General features: G+C 40.5%; 16 protein-coding genes. 14 read left to right on the plus strand and 2 right to left on the minus strand.

Annotation, left to right across the window (positions count from 1 at the left end):
• Positions 1 to 219: 219 nt before the first annotated feature.
• The 10 genes from AC1M89_RS06475 to AC1M89_RS06520 all read left to right on the plus strand — a co-directional run bounded on the left by AC1M89_RS06475 (position 220) and on the right by AC1M89_RS06520 (position 9,247).
• Positions 220 to 375 carry a hypothetical protein gene (locus AC1M89_RS06475; protein WP_171076739.1) on the plus strand — a complete coding sequence of 52 codons (156 nt, stop codon included), beginning with the start codon at positions 220 to 222 and terminating at the stop codon, positions 373 to 375.
• 280 nt (positions 376 to 655) lie between these two features.
• Entirely contained in the window at positions 656 to 1,054 is a 399-nt protein-coding gene (locus AC1M89_RS06480) for an RcnB family protein (RefSeq protein WP_092766593.1), read from the plus strand.
• A 179-nt stretch (positions 1,055 to 1,233) separates the two neighbouring features.
• Positions 1,234 to 1,611 (plus strand): RcnB family protein, encoded by a 378-nt coding sequence (locus tag AC1M89_RS06485; protein ID WP_035264902.1) that lies wholly within the window; start codon positions 1,234 to 1,236, stop codon positions 1,609 to 1,611.
• 150 nt (positions 1,612 to 1,761) lie between these two features.
• Positions 1,762 to 3,114: an amino-acid N-acetyltransferase gene (gene argA, locus AC1M89_RS06490; RefSeq protein WP_035264904.1), complete on the plus strand. Its 1,353-nt coding sequence runs from the start codon at positions 1,762 to 1,764 to the stop codon at positions 3,112 to 3,114.
• A gap of 363 nt (positions 3,115 to 3,477) precedes the next feature.
• Positions 3,478 to 4,452 (plus strand): sulfonate ABC transporter substrate-binding protein, encoded by a 975-nt coding sequence (locus AC1M89_RS06495; protein WP_481591997.1) that lies wholly within the window; start codon positions 3,478 to 3,480, stop codon positions 4,450 to 4,452.
• A 21-nt stretch (positions 4,453 to 4,473) separates the two neighbouring features.
• Entirely contained in the window at positions 4,474 to 5,466 is a 993-nt protein-coding gene (locus tag AC1M89_RS06500; protein ID WP_481591998.1) for a sulfonate ABC transporter substrate-binding protein, read from the plus strand.
• Between the two features lie 21 nt (positions 5,467 to 5,487).
• The gene (gene ssuD, locus AC1M89_RS06505; RefSeq protein ID WP_092766595.1) at positions 5,488 to 6,663 is read left to right on the plus strand and encodes an FMNH2-dependent alkanesulfonate monooxygenase; all 1,176 of its coding nucleotides are present in this window, start codon (positions 5,488 to 5,490) and stop codon (positions 6,661 to 6,663) included.
• Between the two features lie 53 nt (positions 6,664 to 6,716).
• Positions 6,717 to 7,514 (plus strand): aliphatic sulfonate ABC transporter permease SsuC, encoded by a 798-nt coding sequence (ssuC, locus tag AC1M89_RS06510; protein ID WP_481586967.1) that lies wholly within the window; start codon positions 6,717 to 6,719, stop codon positions 7,512 to 7,514.
• Between the two features lie 8 nt (positions 7,515 to 7,522).
• Positions 7,523 to 8,317: an ABC transporter ATP-binding protein gene (locus tag AC1M89_RS06515; protein ID WP_481591999.1), complete on the plus strand. Its 795-nt coding sequence runs from the start codon at positions 7,523 to 7,525 to the stop codon at positions 8,315 to 8,317.
• A 315-nt stretch (positions 8,318 to 8,632) separates the two neighbouring features.
• The gene (locus AC1M89_RS06520) at positions 8,633 to 9,247 is read left to right on the plus strand and encodes a TetR family transcriptional regulator C-terminal domain-containing protein (protein ID WP_481592000.1); all 615 of its coding nucleotides are present in this window, start codon (positions 8,633 to 8,635) and stop codon (positions 9,245 to 9,247) included.
• Between the two features lie 77 nt (positions 9,248 to 9,324).
• Here the strand turns inward: AC1M89_RS06520 and AC1M89_RS06525 are convergent, their stop codons facing one another.
• The gene (locus tag AC1M89_RS06525) at positions 9,325 to 9,891 is read right to left on the minus strand and encodes a 5'-methylthioadenosine/S-adenosylhomocysteine nucleosidase family protein (RefSeq protein ID WP_481592001.1); all 567 of its coding nucleotides are present in this window, start codon (positions 9,889 to 9,891) and stop codon (positions 9,325 to 9,327) included.
• Positions 9,892 to 10,008: 117 nt separating this feature from the next.
• Positions 10,009 to 11,142: a TDT family transporter gene (locus tag AC1M89_RS06530; protein WP_481592002.1), complete on the minus strand. Its 1,134-nt coding sequence runs from the start codon at positions 11,140 to 11,142 to the stop codon at positions 10,009 to 10,011.
• Positions 11,143 to 11,343: 201 nt separating this feature from the next.
• Here AC1M89_RS06530 and ribF point away from each other — a divergent pair, with 201 nt between their 5' ends.
• From ribF to AC1M89_RS06550, 4 genes are all read left to right on the plus strand, one after another.
• On the plus strand, positions 11,344 to 12,345 hold the full coding sequence (gene ribF, locus AC1M89_RS06535; protein WP_481592003.1) for a riboflavin biosynthesis protein RibF: 1,002 nt from the start codon (positions 11,344 to 11,346) through the stop codon (positions 12,343 to 12,345).
• 61 nt (positions 12,346 to 12,406) lie between these two features.
• Complete coding sequence (gene ileS / locus AC1M89_RS06540; RefSeq protein WP_481592004.1) at positions 12,407 to 15,253, plus strand: isoleucine--tRNA ligase; 2,847 nt, start codon at positions 12,407 to 12,409, stop codon at positions 15,251 to 15,253.
• On the plus strand, positions 15,246 to 15,788 hold the full coding sequence (gene lspA / locus AC1M89_RS06545) for a signal peptidase II (protein WP_035270556.1): 543 nt from the start codon (positions 15,246 to 15,248) through the stop codon (positions 15,786 to 15,788). The genes ileS and lspA overlap by 8 nt, the downstream gene beginning before the upstream one ends.
• Positions 15,781 to 16,263, plus strand: a complete 483-nt coding sequence (locus AC1M89_RS06550; protein ID WP_481592005.1) for an FKBP-type peptidyl-prolyl cis-trans isomerase — start codon at positions 15,781 to 15,783, stop codon at positions 16,261 to 16,263. Before lspA ends, AC1M89_RS06550 begins: the two co-directional genes overlap by 8 nt.
• The last annotated feature ends 34 nt before the right edge of the window (positions 16,264 to 16,297 follow it).

Raw genomic sequence — 16,297 nt, forward strand, 5'->3', positions numbered from 1 at the left:
ACCTATTCCTAGTGTTGCTTTAAAATTGTTCTTACTATAACAAAAGTCTATACATACGCTAAGTTTATCGATATAAAAAATTATGCTGTCTTCTAAGCATTTGATTCGAACATTAATCGAATAATCAGATTAAATTTAGAAAAATATTCGGTTTTTTATATTTATAAATTTTAACTATGATCAATGCCATGAAATTCAACACTTTTATAAGGAAATAATATGGCAGACCAAGCTCGAAAATTATCAACGATCCAAACGATCGAACAGTTACAGTTGGATGCTTCATTAGTTCAAGGTTTAGATCATGCCGAAACTGCGTGGATCATTATCGAAGCTATTCAACAATTGCAGGAATATCATAATCAGTGGCACTGAGATGAAACGGATCAGATGATTTTTCTTATTTAAAAGAAAATCATCTTCTGTGTTATTAAAATATTTACAATTTAAAAATCATATTAGGATTCAAAATTTAAAATTGCTCAAAGCATTGATTGCTCAGCTAAAGCATCGGTTTCTATTTTCATTCCTATTAAAATATGTTCTTATTATCTCGTTATTTTTAATCTAAATTACATTCTATCTTCACAGTTTCTCTGCATTTTTTCAGTACATTAGTGTGAACCCCAATTTATAAGGTCAACGAGGGCGGAATATGAAAAAGATTATGACAGTTTTGACATTATCTTTAAGTGCAATATTTACAGCAAATATTGCCAATGCTGCTCCTTACTCTGATGACTACCAAGATAAAGGTTCACGTGAACGTGGTAAAGGATTTGAGAAACGTACTCAATATGATGCTTCATCAGATCAAGAGTTCCAAGATCGTCGTAAAAACAGAGAAGAGCGTGGCGTAAAACGTTTACGTCAACATAAATGGCAAACTGGCTACGTCATGCCTCAACACTATCGTGGCAATAGTTATAAAACCGAATATAAAGATCATAACCTACCAAAACCTGGTAAAAACCAACAATGGTACAAAGTGAATAATGACTTTATTCTGGTGGATTCAAACAGCAATAGCATTTTGAAAATCCAGCAAGATTAATTTTGACGTTTAAATCGACCCGACTTCATGTCGGGTTTTTTGTTGAGTTCAATCCTAATCATTCATCTTCATCACTTCTTCATACATTTCACAAATTGACTATATCTCTCCACGGTTTATCTCAAATCATTTTGTACTTTAGCGATATCGGATAAATAACAAAGTTAGAGGTATCCCACATGAAAAAGTTAGTATCAGTACTTACATTAGCAATGAGTGGTTTATTGGCAACATCTGCGATGGCTGGTCCACATGACGATGGTCGTCACTATTCAAAACCAACTCCACCACCAGCGCATTGGAATAAAGGTCAGCCTGGGAAATATCAACATGACCGCTATGAACAAAATCGTGGCTTCCAAAATGTAAATCCAAGCCGTCAATGGCGAGTAGGTCAACAGTTACCACGTCAATTCAACTCTTCAAAATTTGAGTTAAGTGATCGACAAGCGAAGAATCTACCTAAAGCGGCGCGTAACCAGCAGTGGTACAAAATTAATGGAGACTATGTCTTAGTGAATGAGCGTACAGATCGCATCGTGCGTATCATCGGATAAGCTTATTCCTAGATCTTCTCAAATTGATCTTCCCTGCACTCAGCCCAAACTCAGTTTGGGCTTTTTTATGTCTTTATTTTAATGCAGGTGTGGAAAATCATTTTTTTGTTTAGAATCTGATGACCACTTCCCGCTTCTATCGGTACATGCATGCAATCGGACTCAATAGATACAACTCAAAATATGACACAGCAATATGTGCATTGGTTCCGAAACTCAGCGCCGTATATCAACGCCCATCGTAATAAAACCTTCGTTTTAATGTTTGGCGGCGAAGCAGTTCAATCACCAAATTTTCAACATATTATTCATGATATTGCCCTTTTACATTCTCTCGGCATTCGACTCATTCTGGTTCATGGAGCACGACCACAAATCAGTGCAAATCTTGCTGAGAAGAATTTAGATAGCCCTTTTCATAATCATCGTAGAGTAACAACACGTGACTCATTAGGTGCGGTCATGTCTGCCGTAGGCTCAATCCGTTTACAAATCGAAGCCTTATTGTCTATGGGACTTGCAAATTCACCCATGTATGGTGCTCGCATTGATGTGGTATCTGGTAATTTTATAACAGCTAAACCTTATGGCATTCGTAACGGTATCGATTTTCAACTTACCGGTGAAGTGCGTTCAGTCGATGCAGATGCGATTCAAAAACATTTGGACAATCACAATATTGTATTGCTTGGCCCCTCAGGTTATTCAACCACTGGTGAAGTTTATAACTTGCTTGCTGAAGAAGTGGCGACCAAAACAGCTATCCAACTCGGTGCCGATAAACTCATTTTTCTCGGTTCCGAACAAGGTTTAATGCAAAGCCCACAGCAGTTGTTGCGCGAAGTGACCCCGCATCAGCTAGATCAACATATTGACGTTGCTTTAGAGCAAAATTATGAATTGGCATTGCATTTACAAAATGCCAAGGAAGCCTCTTTAAATGGCGTTAACCGCGTTCATTTATTATCTTATGAACATGATGGTGCATTAATCGAAGAATTATTTACTCGTGATGGGCATGGCACGATGATCACCGATGCACATTATGAAGAAGTCCGCACAGCGACGATTCAGGATGTCGGTGGATTAATCAGTTTATTACGGCCATTAGAACAAGAAGGCATTTTGGTATACCGCTCTAGAGAACGCTTAGAAAATGAAATTGATCATTTCGCTGTGATTGAACGTGACGGTATGGTTCTGGCTTGTGCAGCATTATATCCAATACCAACTGAATCAAATGAAATTCGTTCTGCAGAAATAGCCTGTGTGGCAGTACATCCAAGTTACCGCAAATCAAATCGTGGTAGCCAAATCTTGCACTATTTAGAAGAGAAAGCAAAAAAGTCTAATATCCAACAGTTATTTATTCTTACGACACGAACCGCACATTGGTTTTTGGAACAAGGGTTTGTCAAAGCATCGGTGGATGACTTACCACAAGCGCGTCAGGCACTTTATAATTTCCAAAGAAACTCAATTGTTTGTAAAAAGCCACTCTAAAGTGGCTTTTTTATTGCACCCTTATGAACTGCTTTATCTTTCTTTTATATATCGATATTCCTAGGTGAACTATCTTCACAATCATTCGATATATTCATACAAATCATATCCTTATCACAATTTAATATTTTAATATATATTTATATATTTCATAAACTTAGAAACAAAAATATCGTTATTCTTAGATTGAGCCTTTTGCATTTTTTTAGATATTTTTTTCTCTTTTAATTTTATCTTTTTTATTCATTAGGAATTCCTGAATTCTTATTTTTTACGAAATAGAAAATTCATTAACTTAGGCGCGTTACATGACGCATTTATTTTTTTGATTTTTTTTATTTTTAAGTTTTCAGGATTTTCAATATGAGCAGCTTTAACGCTAATCTTTGGAAAAAAACACTCATTTTGTCTTCTGCGTTAACAGGTGCTTTGCTACTCACTGGTTGCGACTCAAAAAAAGAAGATAAAACCCAAGTGTTAAATATCGGTTATCAAAAATATGGCTTACTGCCCGTGATTAAAGAACGTGGTGAATTAGAAGCCGCTTTGAAGGATCAAAACATTCAAGTGAAATGGGTAGAGTTCCCAGGTGGACCACAACTGTTAGAAGGTTTGAATGTCGGCAGTGTTTCATTTGGTGAAGTCGGTGAAGCACCCCCTATTTTTGCCCAAGCAGCGAATTCAAATTTGGTTTATGTCGCAAATCAACCTGCGACTCCACGCGCTGAAGCGTTGATTGTTCAAAAAAATTCGAACATCAAAGATATTCAACAACTTAAAGGTAAGCGTGTAGCGTTAAACAAAGGTTCTAACGTTCATTATCTTCTCTTGAAGATCTTAGAAAAGAATCATTTGACGCTTGATGATATTGAAGTGGTTTACCTACCACCATCGGATGCTCGCGCAGCATTTGAGCGCGGTGCAGTCGATGCATGGGTAATCTGGGATCCGTTCTTTGCAGCGGCAGAGCATCAAATCGGCGCACGTGTTCTCGCTTCTGGCGAAGGGAATGCCAATAACTACCAGTTCTATATGGCTGATCGTAAGTTCGTTGAACAGAATCCTGAAATTATACAAACCGTTGTTCAAGAACTTAATGAAGCATCAGATTGGATTGCTTCCAATAAAGATGAAGCCGCTCAACTGCTCGTGAAGCCTACAGGCCTAGATTTCAAAATTCTTCAAACCTCAATTGGACGTATGAGCTTCGGCGTTTATCCAATTAGTACTGAAGTTGCTCAACATCAGCAAAAAGTTGCCGATGTATTCCATCAACAGAAGTTAATTCCAAACAAAATCAATATTCAGGCCGCAATTATTGCGCCTACACCCAAATAACAACATGAAAAGGTGATGAACATGACTCAACATCAATCAGGAAATACAGCACACACTTGGTTTAAAACCTCAAGTCATTCAATGACAACGATGCTATTTGCCTGTGCGATGTTGGGTTGCTCAGCTGCATGGGCTGTTGATCCCTCAGTGAAAGAATTACGCATTGGCTTCCAAAAATCTTCCGTAAATTTGGTGATTGCTCAACAGCAAAAACTGTTTGAGCAAGAATTTCCCAATGCCAAAATTACATGGAATGAGTTCCCTGGTGGTCCTCAAATTTTAGAAGCACTTGCAGTGGGTTCAGTGGATATTGGTGCAACAGGTGATACCCCCCCTGTTTATGCTCAAGCAGGAAACAAACCTTTGCATTACATTGCTTATGAGGCGGCGAAGCCTCTTTCTTCAGCAATCTTAGTGCCGCAAAAATCCAAAATTACTCAGCTTAAACACCTCAAAGGCAAGCGTGTCGCAGTACATCGTGGCTCTAGTTCACATTATCTATTGGTCCAAGCCGTCCGAAAAGCAGGTTTGCAATGGAGCGATGTAAAACCAATTTGGTTAAGTCCTGCTGATGCACGCGCAGCATTCCAAAAAGGTGCTGTTGATGCATGGGCCATTTGGGACCCGTATTACGCTGCTGCTGAACTTGAAGATAAAGCAAAAGTTTTGACCACTGGACAAGGGCTGAGCCCGAATTACACGTTCTATCTCGCTTCAGGCAAGTTTATCGACAAACATCCTCAAGCGATTTCAGGTGTCATTGAACAGATTAATCTTGCTGATAAATGGGTTCAAAAGAACTTAAAAACTACAGCAACGATTTTTGCCAAAACAACAGGTTTAAAGCCGAATGTGAGCCAAACCTTTGTTCAGCGCCGACCTCGTCCATCTTATGCAGCACCTTTAACCGCGAAAGTCATTGCAGATCAGCAACAACTGGCTGATCGCTTTGCTGAGCTCAAAATCATTCCTAAACCGATACAAATTAACCAAGTCGTATGGACTGGTCAGTAACTCATATTAAGGACTTAAGTAATGAAAATTTTCTGGTTTATTCCTACTCATGGTGATAGTCGCTACCTAGGTACAAGCAAAGGCGGACGTGTTGTCGACCATGCCTACATGAAACAAATCGCTGTGGCGGTGGATAATCTAGGTTATGAAGGTGTGCTTATCCCGACTGGTCGTTCTTGTGAAGATCCATGGTTGACTGCCGCAAGTTTAATTGATGCCACCAAAAATCTTAAATTTCTCGTTGCTTTGCGTCCAGGGGTAACCACTCCTGCACTGGCTGCACGTATGGCAGCAACCTTTGACCGTCTTTCAAATGGCCGTGTTCTATTGAACTTGGTCACTGGTGGTGATGAGCAAGAGTTAAAAGGTGACGGCGTCTATGAAGATCATAAAACGCGTTATAAAACTGCGACTGAATATACTACGATTTGGCGCGAAATTTTAAAACGCTCTCATACGGGTGAAAGCTTCACGTTCCATGGTGAACGTCTAAGCGTGGATGATGCAAAATTATTATATCCACCCGTCCAAAAACCTTATCCACCATTGTGGTTTGGTGGTTCTTCTGATGATGCTGTTGAACTGGCAACTGATCAAGTAGATACCTATTTAACTTGGGGAGAGCCTCCAGCAGCGGTTAAAGAAAAAATTGAAAATGTCCGCGCTAAGGCGGCAGCTAAAGGTCGCACCCTAGATTACGGTATTCGTTTACATGTCATCGTCCGCGAAACCAACGAGGAAGCATGGAGAGCTGCTGAAGAATTAATTCAGTATGTTGATGATGAAACCATCGCTGCGGCACAGAAAAAATTTAAACAAATGGACTCTGTTGGTCAACGTCGTATGGCTGAACTTCATAATGGAGATCGCTCGAAACTTGAAGTGTCACCAAACTTATGGGCTGGCGTAGGTCTCGTCCGTGGGGGTGCAGGCACGGCATTAGTAGGTGACCCTGAAACTGTGGCGGCACGTATCCAAGAATATGCAGATTTAGGCATTAATACCTTTATTTTCTCGGGTTATCCGCATCTTGAGGAATCAATTCGTTTTGCTGAATTGGTATTCCCTCTTCTGCCATTAGAAACACGCCAAAAACTGACTCAACCTAATCTGACTGGTCCTTTTGGTGAGATTGTCGCGAATAACTATACTCCTGAAGAAAATAAAAAAGGAGATCAGGTTCAGGAGCCGGCATGACAACAGCGGTAGATAAAACTCAAAAACATTCTATCGTGTTGAGTAAAACCAAGGTGGTTAAAGCTGAAGGTTTTCTCTCTCGAGGAATCAAACAACTGGGGCAACGTTTGTTGCCTTGGTTAGTACCCATTTTTCTTATTGTGATTTGGCAACTTGCTTCAGTCACTGGCATTTTAGAAAGCCGTGTCTTGCCTGCTCCAACCGCAGTGGTTTTGGCTTTTTGGCATCTATTGCTTAGTGGTGAACTGTGGACACATGTCCAAGTCAGTGCGGGACGTGCACTGATTGGCTTGCTGATTGGTGGGGGCTTAGGATTATTTTTAGGATTGTTAAATGGCTCATCTAAAGTCGCCTCTACGTTACTCGACACGACCCTACAAATGATCCGTAATATTCCAGCTTTAGCTTTAATTCCATTGGTGATTCTATGGTTTGGAATTGACGAATCTGCCAAATTATTTTTGGTCGCGATTGGCGTGTTTTTCCCAATTTATATCAATACGTATCACGGTATCCGATCTGTAGATCCTCAGCTGATCGAGATGGGCAAGAGTTATGGTTTAACACGCTGGCAGTTATATAAAGAAATTATTTTACCAGGTGCTCTTCCTTCCATTTTAGTTGGTTTGCGCTTCGCACTAGGTTTAGTTTGGGTTCTGTTAATTGTGGCTGAAACCATCTCAGCACAAGCTGGAATTGGCTACATGACCATGAATGCGCGTGAATTTTTACAAACAGATGTCGTTTTAGTTGGGATTCTACTGTATGCCCTACTTGGTAAATTAGCGGATGTACTCGCGGTTGCCTTAGAAAAATATTTATTACGCTGGCATCCAGGCTATCAAAAATAGGAATGCGTATGACTGATTTAAGTATTTCAAATCTCGCTGATGAACATGTCATTCCAGATCATGCCAGATCAGCTCCACAAAAGATCGGTGCAGAAATCAATATTGAACAACTGCACAAGTTCTATGGCAAAGTTAAAGTATTAGAGGATTTAGACCTACATATAGAACCTGGTGAATTTGTTGCCATTGTGGGTCGAAGTGGCTGTGGTAAGAGTACGTTGTTACGGTTAATCGCGGATTTAGAACAACCGAGTTATGGTGAGATTAAATTTAAATCTGCACTGAACTTTCGTGAAGGCATTACCATTGATGACATCCGCGTCATGTTCCAAGATCCTCGCCTATTACCATGGAAAAGCATTTTAAAAAATGTGCAATTGGGCTTAGATAAATCCCAGCATGATAAGGCTGACGCATTATTGGAAAAAGTTGGCTTAAATGAAAAAGCTGAACTTTGGCCTGCACAACTTTCAGGTGGACAACGTCAACGAGCAGCGCTAGCACGTGCCTTGTCTCATACCCCTCGAATACTATTACTTGATGAACCTTTGGGGGCTTTAGATGCGCTTACGCGTTTAGACATGCAAAATTTAATCGAGAGACTATGGTTAGAACAAGGCTTCACCACCATCTTAGTGACACATGATGTCAGTGAAGCTGTTCAGTTAGCAGATCGTATTATTTTGCTCGATAAAGGTCATATCGCACATCAGTTCAAAGTAGATTTACCACGACCGCGACAAAAAAATGTCAAATTTGCAGAGCTTGAACAACAAGTTTTAGAAGCCGTACTTTCAACTTAAGCGATACAAAATATGACATTCTGAATTGTTGAATGAGGTAAATGGAAGTGTCTAATTTTCGTCGGAAAATTAGACACTTTTCGTACTGATAAATGGCTTTTTTTAATTAAATTAAAAGATATCCTCGATCAGCATTTCCCACATGAGTAATATGTATTTGTTTATCAAATAAATTGTACATGTGTCTTATTATTAGTTTTATCACTTAACTACACAATTATTCTTCATATTCTTTTGCAAATGCCCTAATCCTTGTGCACAAATCGCACGTTTTGCCGTACAATTTGAGGTTCCTTTTTATAATTTACTGACGAGATGGAACAAAAGAAGAGTACGCAAAAACGTCAACAGCTTTTAGCTGCTGCATTAGATGTGTTTTCTGTGTATGGTTTTAGTGGTGCAAGCTTAGATGAAATTGCACAACTCGCGGAAATGCACAAATCGAATATTTTCTATTACTATGAAAATAAAGAAGCGCTCTATGTCGAAGTGCTGACTACTGTCATGCAAAAATGGTTAGCTCCACTGCAAATGTTGGAAGCTGATTTAGAGCCTGCTGAAGCGATCACGCAATATCTCATGCAAAAGATTGAGGTTTCCCGTACTCAACATAAAGCATCAAAATTATTTGCTTTAGAAATTATCCAAGGCGCACCACATATCCTGCCAATTTTGAAAGGTCCATTAAAAAAACTCTTCAAACGTAAATCCAAAGTGATTGCTACATGGCAAGAGCAAGGCAAAATATCAGACAAAATCGATCCTGAAGTTTTAATTATTAACCTTTGGGGAATCACACAAAACTATGCTGATTTTAGCACTCAAACTGAAATGGTGACGGGAAAAACCTTACGTAATCGCACCATGTATCAACGTACCATCGAACATACGGTGCATATGATGCTATATGGTATTTTACCTCGCCCATAATTGGTTTCTCTAAATCTCTTCGAGATTGATCTCTGGCATACGACCATAGTTTCTATGGTCGCCAAAATCTTCAAAATCTAGTGTTCCATACTCTGATATAAAGCCAATAATTTTTGAGCGCCCAACAACAAGTTCTCCTCCCAATCTAAATGTGCGGTGTCGTTTGCCCCATCTGTAATGTATTTCACGGAAATCAAACGAACGCCAAGTTTCTTACATACTTTGGCGAGCGCATATCCTTCCATATCAACCAACTGACATGGCACCTTAGGTTCACCAGTTTCAAAGCTATCGCCAGTCCCACAAATGCCCTTGGGAAAATGTTGGAAATACGGCTCTAGGTTAATCGTTGCGGGAAATTCCTGATCCATCGGTGTAACACCAACTTCAAAGCCAAGCGGTGAAACATCCATATCTCGCTGTACAAATGTTGTTACTTCAACCAAGGAATGCGCATCAAAATGCGAACTTCCTGCTGTTCCTAAATTCAGCAAAGTTGTGCATCCCGTTTTTTGAATCACTTCAAAAGCTTTAAAAGCGGCGTTGACTTTACCAATACCACTGTAATGCACCTCAATTCCAGCTTGTTCGAATAATCCTTTCGACTCACTTGGTAGTGCCATAATTAAAGCTAGATCAGACATGCAGATACTCATTGACTAAATTATTGCTGCTCATTAAAAATCAAGGTTGAATAAACTGCAAACATAAAAAGCTGAGGCCTCGCTCAGCTTTTGATTTCAATCTATTTTATACATGTCTTAGACTTTATTTTCTAAATAGCTTTTTAGACACGGTGAGAATAATAAATGCCCGCGATAAAAGCCGACCAATGTTTTACTCATCACAATAAGCCAAAGCAAAACTAATAGCATTGTGAGCAAATAACCCAATTGATAAATGATGCCTACATTCAGCTGCTCAGCTAAACTCAAGACCGCTAAGCTGAATACCCCCAGTGGAAAAGTCAGTCCCCACCAACCTAAGTTAAAAGGCAAACCTTGCTTGGCATGATGATAAGTGGTTAACACTGCAATCCCGAACCACCACAGCCCAAAGCCTAATAAAATCAGACTAGCAAAAATGCCACCTTGCTGTAAGAACTCCCCTAACCCTGCTAAGCCTACACTGGCAAGAATAGTTGGTGCTTGTGCACCCAGTAATAGTAAGGCCAGTGCCCCTGTACCAATTGGACCTAAAGCCAACCAACTGCTCATGGCTAATTCTTTCGGTGGTAGTCGATGTAGTGCAAGACGTAACATCAAAATACTCAAAATCGCAAATGCCGGTAAAACTGACATCCCCCAAAGGATATAGCTGCCCAATAATATTCCCACACTGTGTGTCGTTGCTGGTAAATGTGCGAGTAACACGCCACCACTACTGGCTGCGACTTCACAAGCCACAATTGGCAACAACCAAACAGCAGTCATGCTTTTTAGTTCATGTTGTTGTCGTTGATACATGATAAAAGGCACGAACCAAGCAATTGCAACCGCCAAAATCACATCGACATACCATAAGCTTTCCGCCAAACGTAATGCCTGTTCACCATAGATAGGTTGACCATATTTCACCAGTCCATTGATGATGGTTGCCAATGCCATAGGAATAGCACCGAAAAACAAACTCATCATCGGATGTTGAAAAATCTGCTTTGCCTCATTGGTATACAAGATCCATCGTAACAGATAGAGGCTACTAAACAGTAAAAATAGGCCAATGTTCACATACCATAAAGTCTTCCCAAGCTGCCATGTCAGTCCTTTCAACACTGGAAATTCTGATATAATCAGTGCAACCACACCTGTCCCCATACTCACCGTAAACCAGTTTGGTGTAAAATGACGGATCACATCAGACACTTGTGTCAAATCTTGAAAAAGTCCGCGCATGGTTGATTCCATAGCCTTGAAGATAAAAACAGCATAATCCAATTCCATAATAAGAAAAATTGATTAATATTTATTTTTAAAATAAATTTTATTGATATAAAAATCTGCAATGAAAGTATTGAATAAAAACACAACAACAAGACGAAACTGTGAGAATATGGCAATATATAGCCCAAATTAATTTTAGTCACCATTTCGCCCATGAAGCTACTCCGTCTGAATGCTTTAGCGCCCAACTTTCAATTGCCCAAAACTGCCGTCACCATTGGCAATTTTGATGGTGTTCATTTGGGTCATCAGGCGATGGTTCAGCAATTAAAAGACATAGCACAACAACAAGATTTAAAAACTGTGGTGATGATTTTTGAACCACAGCCTTTAGAATATTTTAAAAGTTACGACGCACCACCACGAATTAGTTCATTACGTGAAAAAGTGGAACATTTGGCTGCACTTGGTATCGACTACATTGTTGTTGCCAAATTTGATGACACATTCCGTAATTTAAGTGCGGAAGAGTTTGCTGATATTTTAAAATACAAGCTGAATACCCAAAGCCTAGTACTCGGTGAAGATCATCATTTTGGTAAAAACCGACAAGGTAATAGCCAATTCTTGCGCGATTATGGTTTTCAAGTCACCGATTTAAATAACGTTGAACTGAATGGCGAGCGTATTAGCTCTACCTTAATACGCCAAACTTTGGCTACAGGGGACCTTAAAAAAGCTGCGGAGCTACTTGGTCGCCCGTATAGCATTACGGGTCGTGTTCAATATGGTGATCAAATCGGTCGCACCATTAACTTTCCAACTATCAATGTTCGTCTAAACCGCCATAAGCCCTGTTTACATGGTATCTATGGTGTTGAAGTGATTTGTGAAACAGAATCGTTAAAAGACAAAGTTCGCAATGAAAATGCCGAATATCCAGGTATCGCTGGTTATGAGTCTACAGCCCTTTTCGGTGCAGGACATGTCGGCACCCGACCAGCCATCCAACAGGAACATCCAGAGTGGCGATTAGAAGTACATTTCCCTGATGTTTCTGCTAATCTGTATGGCCTGTTAATGCGGGTAACATTTTTGAACTTTGTTCACGGCGAAAAGAATTATCCTTCGCTAGAAGCACTCAAAGCTGGGATCGATGATGATGTTGAGCAACTGCTTGAGTTTCGCCGAAATAACCCCAACTTTCCTTATTAATACTCCTTAATTTTTGTAAAACGCGTCAGCTTTAGACTGATTAAATTGGAAGACAACTTGCATGAGCGATAAGCAAACTCCTGAAAATGCAGTGGACTATAAAGCCACGCTAAACCTCCCAGGTACTGACTTTGCGATGAAAGCAAATCTCGCAGTACGTGAAGCGAAATGGTTAGAAGAGTGGTATGCCGACAACATTTATCAGCAGATTCGTGCGTCGCGTATTGGCAAGAAAAAATATGTGCTTCATGACGGCCCTCCTTATGCGAATGGTCAAATTCACTTAGGTCATGCGGTTAACAAAGTCTTAAAAGACATCATCATTAAAAGCCGAGTAATGGATGGTTTTGATGCACCATACGTACCGGGTTGGGACTGTCACGGTCTGCCAATCGAGCTTAAAGTTGAAGAAAAAGTCGGTAAAGTCGGCGTAAAAGTAGATGCTTCTACATTCCGTAAAGCCTGCCGTGAATATGCTTACACACAAGTTGAACTGCAAAAGAAAGACTTCGTGCGTATGGGCGTGTTTGGTGATTGGGACAATCCGTACTTAACGATGAACTTCAAACAAGAAGCCGACATCGTGCGTTCATTGGGTGCTATTGCCAAAGCAGGTCATATCGAACCAGGTCTTAAACCCGTCAACTGGTGTTTAGACTGTGGTTCATCATTGGCTGAAGCTGAAGTTGAATACGAAGATAAAAAATCAGACGCAATTGATGTGGGTTTCAGCGTTGTTGATTTAGCTGACCTTTCTGCACGTTTGGGTGTAGACATTGCTGAACGTACCGACATCGTGATCTGGACCACAACACCTTGGACCATGCCTGCCAACCAAGCGGTTGCGCTTCATGCTGATCTCGAATATCAACTTGTTAAAGCAACAGGTGAAGACAAAGCACCTCAAAACTTCATTCTTGCGAAATCATTGGTTGAATCAGCTACTCAGCGTTATGGTTTTACTGCATTTGAAGTCATTGCAGAATTCACTGGTGCAAAACTTGAAAACCTTGTTCTGCAACACCCACTGATCGCTGAACGCCAAGTGCCTGTAATCTTAGGTGAGCACGTGACTGACGGTAGCGGTACAGGTGCTGTACATACTGCACCAGGTCATGGTGTAGACGACTATAAAGTTGGCTTACAGTACAACTTAAAAGTTGAAAACCCAGTCGGTGGTAATGGTGTGTATCTACCAACTTCGCCACTCTTTGCAGGCGAGCACATCTACAAAGCCAATCCAAAAATTATTGAAGCATTGACTGAAGCAGGCAAACTTTGGGCACATGTTGTGATTAAACATAGCTACCCACATTGCTGGCGCCATAAAACACCGATTATCTTCCGTGCAACACCACAATGGTTCATCAGCATGGATGCCCAAGGTCTACGCCAAGGTGCATTGAACGCGATTGAAAATGATATTGAGTTTGTACCAGATTGGGGTAAAAACCGTATTCAAGCGATGATCGAAGGTCGCCCAGATTGGTGTATCTCTCGCCAACGTACTTGGGGTGTGCCAATTCCATTCTTCGTTCATAAAGATACTAACGAGTTACACCCTCGTACACCTGAATTGATTGAAGAAGTTGCGAAGTTAATCGAGCAAGAAGGTATTGATGGTTGGTATAACCGTGATGCACGCGAATTCATCGGTGATGATGCAGATTGCTATAACGCTGTTCGAGATACTTTAGACGTATGGTTCGATTCAGGTACAACACACTTTGCAGTCCTTCGTGAACGTGAAGAGCTACAAGACCCTGCTGATTTGTACCTTGAAGGTTCAGACCAACACCGTGGTTGGTTCCAATCTTCATTGTTGACTTCAATGGCAATCAACGAACGCGCACCGTATAAAGGCTTGTTGACACACGGCTTCGTGGTCGATGAGAAAGGCCGTAAGATGTCGAAATCGATCGGTAACGTCATCACACCGCAAGACATCATTAAAGATATGGGTGCTGATGGCCTTCGTTTCTGGATTGCATCTGCAGACTACCGTTATGAAATGACCGCAGGTAAAGAAATCTTTAACCGTGCCTCAGACGGTTACCGTCGTATTCGTAACACATTGCGTTTCTTGTTAGCAAACTTAAATGGTTTCCAACCTGCGACTGATTGCTTAGCGATTGATGATTTGATTGCACTTGATCAATACATCTTGCAACGTGCTTCAGAAGTGCAAGAAACCATTAAGAAAGCTTACGAAGATATGAACTTCCATATCGTGACAAGTGCGCTGACGAATTTCTGTATCAACGATTTAGGTGGTTTCTACCTAGACATTATCAAAGACCGTCAGTACACCACCAAAGCAGATTCTCAAGCACGCCGTTCTGCACAAACTGCGTTGTACCATTTGGTTCAAGCATTTGTACGTTGGATGGCACCTATTTTAACGTTCACCGCACAAGAAGCTTGGCCATTGATTCCCGGTCAAACTGAGAAATATGTCTTCACTGCTGAATGGTATGATATTCCGACTGCATCAAGTGCCAATGTCGTATCAGAAACTGAATGGCAAACATTGATCAATGTGAAATCGGCAGTGAATAAGTTTATCGAGGCAGCACGTGGTGCGAAAACTGTGGGTTCAAACTTGTCTGCTAAGGTTGAGCTTTGGGCGAATGATGAACTTAAAGCCGTTCTAGACAAATTAGGCGATGAACTTCGTTTCGTTCTCATTACTTCACAAGTGATGGTCAATAGTTTCGATGCAGCACAAGGTGAAGTATCTGACTTAGAAGGCTTGAATGTGAAAGTTTCTGCTGCTGACGGCGAAAAATGCGTTCGTTGCTGGCATGTTCTGCCTGATGTGAATACACATCCATCACATCCAGGACTATGTGGTCGTTGTATTATTAACCTCCCTACAGGTCAAGGCGAAGAGAGAAAATATGCCTAATCCACAAAATAATAAAAAAGGTTTATTCCAATTCTATCCCCACAATTTGTGGTGGATAGGATTGTCTATTGTTGCCATTATTTTGGATCAATGGACTAAATGGATAGCAAGTACACATCTGACTTATGCAGACCCTGTACCTGTTTTACCTTTTTTAAATTGGACATTATTACATAACTACGGCGCTGCCTTTAGTTTCTTGTCCGATGCCGGTGGATGGCAACGTTATTTCTTTACATCACTTGCAGGAATTGTCTCGGTTATTTTTGTGTTTTGGATTATGCGTATGCCAAAAAACATGAAAGTATTGCCTTTAGCCATCGCACTCATCTTAGGTGGGGCGATTGGTAATCTTATTGATCGAGTAAGTTTAGGCTATGTTGTAGATTTTATTCATGTCTACTATAACAATAGCCACTTCCCTGCTTTTAACCTTGCAGATAGTGCCATTACTTTAGGTACCATCTTAATGCTGATCGATACTTTTTTCTTAGAGAAACATCGTATTCAACGTGCGGAAGCGCAAAATGACTGATTTTATTAATCCAAATGAAGATACTCGCATTGAAGCGGGTTCAAAAGTACATTTACACTTTTCAGTAGCCATTGAAAATGGTGTTGAAATTGATAATACCCGTAGTCGCGAAGAACCTGTAAGCCTCGTGATAGGTGATGGCAGCTTATTGCCTGGTTTTGAAAAAGCTTTATTTGGCTTACGCGCGGGTGACCGTCGTACAGTAAGTTTACCTGCTGAAGATGCTTTTGGCCCTTGGAACCAAGAGAACGTGCAAAAATTTGATACTGTTAAATTTGAGCAACGTCCTGCTGAAGGTCAAATGATTGAGTTTGAAGATAAAGCAAAGCAGTCATTATATGGTGTGGTTAAATCGGTTGATGATGATATCACTGAGGTCGACTTTAACCATCCGCTTGCTGGTAAGGACATTACTTTTGAAGTTGAAATTTTCAAAGTAACACCAGCAGGTCAGCAAGGCATCAAAATTATGTAATGCCTGATTCGTACATAAAAAAGCGCCTTATGGC

Source organism: Acinetobacter sp. ANC_7635 (assembly GCF_056779945.1).

Bases quoted from the DNA above. Each gene is read 5' to 3' on its own strand.
- AC1M89_RS06495 (WP_481591997.1), top strand. From the start codon at position 3,478: ATGAGCAGCTTTAACGCTAATCTTTGGAAAAAAACACTCATTTTGTCT.
- ileS (WP_481592004.1), top strand. From the start codon at position 12,407: ATGAGCGATAAGCAAACTCCTGAAAATGCAGTGGACTATAAAGCCACG.
- AC1M89_RS06530 (WP_481592002.1), bottom strand. From the start codon at position 11,142: ATGCGCGGACTTTTTCAAGATTTGACACAAGTGTCTGATGTGATCCGT.
- lspA (WP_035270556.1), top strand. From the start codon at position 15,246: ATGCCTAATCCACAAAATAATAAAAAAGGTTTATTCCAATTCTATCCC.
- AC1M89_RS06475 (WP_171076739.1), top strand. From the start codon at position 220: ATGGCAGACCAAGCTCGAAAATTATCAACGATCCAAACGATCGAACAG.
- ssuD (WP_092766595.1), top strand. From the start codon at position 5,488: ATGAAAATTTTCTGGTTTATTCCTACTCATGGTGATAGTCGCTACCTA.
- AC1M89_RS06485 (WP_035264902.1), top strand. From the start codon at position 1,234: ATGAAAAAGTTAGTATCAGTACTTACATTAGCAATGAGTGGTTTATTG.
- AC1M89_RS06500 (WP_481591998.1), top strand. From the start codon at position 4,474: ATGACTCAACATCAATCAGGAAATACAGCACACACTTGGTTTAAAACC.
- AC1M89_RS06550 (WP_481592005.1), top strand. From the start codon at position 15,781: ATGACTGATTTTATTAATCCAAATGAAGATACTCGCATTGAAGCGGGT.
- ribF (WP_481592003.1), top strand. From the start codon at position 11,344: ATGAAGCTACTCCGTCTGAATGCTTTAGCGCCCAACTTTCAATTGCCC.
- AC1M89_RS06480 (WP_092766593.1), top strand. From the start codon at position 656: ATGAAAAAGATTATGACAGTTTTGACATTATCTTTAAGTGCAATATTT.
- AC1M89_RS06515 (WP_481591999.1), top strand. From the start codon at position 7,523: ATGACTGATTTAAGTATTTCAAATCTCGCTGATGAACATGTCATTCCA.
- AC1M89_RS06525 (WP_481592001.1), bottom strand. From the start codon at position 9,891: ATGTCTGATCTAGCTTTAATTATGGCACTACCAAGTGAGTCGAAAGGA.
- AC1M89_RS06520 (WP_481592000.1), top strand. From the start codon at position 8,633: ATGGAACAAAAGAAGAGTACGCAAAAACGTCAACAGCTTTTAGCTGCT.
- argA (WP_035264904.1), top strand. From the start codon at position 1,762: ATGCAATCGGACTCAATAGATACAACTCAAAATATGACACAGCAATAT.